2 protein-coding genes and 4 pseudogenes are annotated in these 2,842 nt (G+C 55.2%); 2 read left to right on the top strand and 4 right to left on the bottom strand.

Annotated elements, in window-relative coordinates:
• Positions 1 to 60: 60 nt before the first annotated feature.
• Positions 61 to 221: pseudogene (locus Q1A75_RS23575) on the top strand (IS21 family transposase); the annotation flags it as partial.
• A 57-nt stretch (positions 222 to 278) separates the two neighbouring features.
• Here the strand turns inward: Q1A75_RS23575 and Q1A75_RS23570 are convergent.
• Both Q1A75_RS23570 and Q1A75_RS23565 read right to left on the bottom strand, forming a co-directional pair.
• A pseudogene (locus Q1A75_RS23570) lies at positions 279 to 371 on the bottom strand (transposase); the annotation flags it as partial.
• A 66-nt stretch (positions 372 to 437) separates the two neighbouring features.
• A pseudogene (locus Q1A75_RS23565) lies at positions 438 to 599 on the bottom strand (IS110 family transposase); the annotation flags it as partial.
• A gap of 290 nt (positions 600 to 889) precedes the next feature.
• On the opposite strand from Q1A75_RS23565, the gene Q1A75_RS23560 reads away from it, so the two are divergent.
• Complete coding sequence (locus tag Q1A75_RS23560) at positions 890 to 1,378, top strand: hypothetical protein (RefSeq protein WP_299555324.1); 489 nt, start codon at positions 890 to 892, stop codon at positions 1,376 to 1,378.
• A gap of 373 nt (positions 1,379 to 1,751) precedes the next feature.
• Here Q1A75_RS23560 and Q1A75_RS23555 read toward each other — a convergent pair.
• Both Q1A75_RS23555 and Q1A75_RS23550 read right to left on the bottom strand, forming a co-directional pair.
• A pseudogene (locus tag Q1A75_RS23555) lies at positions 1,752 to 2,099 on the bottom strand (integrase core domain-containing protein); the annotation flags it as partial.
• A gap of 161 nt (positions 2,100 to 2,260) precedes the next feature.
• Positions 2,261 to 2,566: a helix-turn-helix domain-containing protein gene (locus tag Q1A75_RS23550; RefSeq protein WP_299555322.1), complete on the bottom strand. Its 306-nt coding sequence runs from the start codon at positions 2,564 to 2,566 to the stop codon at positions 2,261 to 2,263.
• Positions 2,567 to 2,842 lie beyond the last annotated feature (276 nt).

Below are 2,842 nucleotides of genomic sequence, written 5' to 3'. Positions count from 1 at the left end.
GGATGAAGGCGGTCTTGGGTGCGACGGTGTGCTACGAGTTGATCAAAAGCACCGCAGGAAGCACCAGCGGTGGCTTATGCGCCGCTTGATTTTGATCCCGGCGAGGCCCACCAGTTCTGCTGGAGCCATCAGGTCGTGATCCTCGACGGCGCCCCCCCACGACTGCGAAGGTTGCCCCTGTCCGCCCGAGCCATAGCCGGATGCCATATGTTCGGGCATATCTGACGTAGCGCGGCCCGTTCTTCGGGTGGCGCCCCACGCGCGGCCTTTTCGACGGCATAGAGAAGTGCGATGCGCCGGATGGCCTCTTCGGCGATTTGCGATCCCTGCGACTGAGAGATATCGACGAACTTGCGGCGCACATGGGCCATGAGGCGTGTGCCTTCCGTCCAGAGGATTACCGCACCTGCAAATGCCAAACAGATCGCGCGGGCGAGCCCTCTAGGGATGTAGACGCCGAACTCGGCAACCAAGCCACGCAGGCCGTTGATCAGTTGCGTCCGCTGACGAACCAGAAGACCACGGGCACGATGCAGCGACAGCAGGGACTGTTGTTCGACCGTCTTGACCGCCACAAAGCGCATAGTCGGTTGGGTCACCTCACCCAACCAATTATCAAAATGCCATGGGACACGGATCGGATGGGTTGCGTCCGCTTGTCGCAAAGGAGACCGAATTTTTTTTGACAGTTGAAACACGGCACAGCAAGTTTGCCCCACATTTGACGGTCTCGAAAAAACCAGTTCAGTTCAGCATTAAATCGCCGCGCACCATCAAAGTTGAGCGGCTATCTGCTGGTTCACTTGCTGTTGGCCACCGTCACCTTGGATGGAAGAAATCGGTGGTTACAGTCACGGGTAGTTAGAAAATCCACAAGGAGAACAATGCGATGAATGCTATTTCAGAACCGTCTAACGACATGGGCGCCAGCGATGAATATACGATGTTCAGTACGTTGTTTTCCGCTCTGCCAGAGCCGTTTGTCGACGTCGGCACCAGCGGTGACGACACAATGTTCAGTACGTTGTCTTCCACTTTGAAAGCAAAGGCAGGGGACGATACCATCATCACTGGTGGCGGTAACGGCAGGATACTTGCCGGGCCAGGAGACGACAGACTGGAAATCACGGACGGAGGGGTCACAAAGTCAAGTGGAGGTGCCGGGAGCGACGTCTTCGTATTCGATGACAAAGGTGGCACCCATCTCGTGACAGACTTCTCGTTGGAAGAGATGGATGCGATTCTACTGATAGGGGACAGCAGTTTTGAATGGGAGCGGACGGACACCTTTGAAGTGACAGCCTACTATGGTGACACGACGCTGATTTTCGAGAATGTGACTGGTCGTGAGTTTACCTATGAGGAAGCGTTTCTCTGAGGCGGCAAGCCATCTGGCCGCTCGACAACGTGATGCTTCGCCTTTTCCCGGTCCGGCCCCGGCTTTCATCCGACATTCCGGGCTTGGTTTGAGGCGGCGCAAATGGGCTTGATGTCAGTTTGTCGGGCGGTGAGTGTGGTCGGCTGCGAAACAAAGGAGGGCTTGGGATGGTGGTTTTGTTGCTCCCATCGCCTGCGCTTCCCCATCTTGCCAGAGTTTTTGAGTGACCACTGCAATTGCGGGTGTGTTTAGTGAGCCTAGAAAAACTCGGACCGACTGCCCTTAGTGGGTAAGCCGGTCCAACATGGACATCAGAGGTGGTCCTAGGTTTTGGACCAGTTTGCAGCCGGTTTAAGGTGGATCAGGGGTTCATTTAGGCTGCTATTCTCATTGGTTGTGTTTTGCTGGCGTAGGCCTCATCGGGGGTCAACAATCCGTGCGTCGAATGCGGGCGTTCAGAGTTATAGTACCTCAGCCACTTGCCGATCCCAGTGCGCATTTCTGAGCCTGTCTCAAAGGCATTCAGATAGACGCATTCGTACTTCAACGAACGCCACAATCGTTCGATCATCCGATTGTCACGCCAAGCGCCTTTGCCGTCCATGCTGATCTTTATCTTTGCGTCTGTCAGCACGTCGATCCACGCACCGCTGGTGAACTGACTGCCTTGGTCGCTGTTGAAGATTTCCGGCGCACCGTGCTTGGCAATGGCCTCCTCCAGATCCGCCGAGAGCGATGCTTCCAACTCATCGAGGATGTCGTCGTTCAGGTTAAAATTCTTGACATTTGGAGTGGGACTGGTCATATATGCCTCGTTAGCCCCGGACCCGCCTCTGCCTCAGGTATGCGCCCGGGGCTCAGCATTTCAGGACATTCAACTCTTTAACTTGCGGTTGCGGATGGTTTGCGTTTCGGCTTGTAGCCGCGTTTTGCCACAGCCTTGCGTTCGGTTTTCACGTCTTCCTCAACCTTGCGGAACTCGGGTTCGAGTTTCTTCAGTCGTGCCACCAAGCCGCTCAGATCGTAGGTGTTTGTCATCTTGCCGCCATGCGCAGCATAACGTTCAACACGTTCGACCAGACCCGCCTGTTCAAGCTCTGCAATGTATCGCTGGACCTGACGCTCACTGAGACCCAGCCGCTCGGCCAGAAGTTTCTTGCCGGGGTTACAAGTTTCAGAAAGATTCATCTGAATGTCTTCTTGTATATAGGACCGGAAGGTTTCTTCCGGTTCACAAGAGGAATCAGCATGGTTTTCTATCCAATTGGTGAGTTTTGTGCACAGGTCGGTGGCGGCATCGATGTGCTGATACCTGAAAGCTGGGTGATGGTGCCACAGCCTTTGCACCGTCCTGAAGGAGCTGGTTGAGGGTTACACCCATCTAGCGAGACCGCCTTCATCCGTTTGGCAGACGGTCAGCGACAAGGGGATCCACGACGCTGAGTTTGGCTTGGCCAGCCCCCA

This window comes from uncultured Tateyamaria sp. (genome assembly GCF_947504105.1).
Taxonomy (GTDB): domain Bacteria; phylum Pseudomonadota; class Alphaproteobacteria; order Rhodobacterales; family Rhodobacteraceae; genus Tateyamaria.
This window is presented reverse-complemented; position numbering and strand designations above follow the sequence as displayed.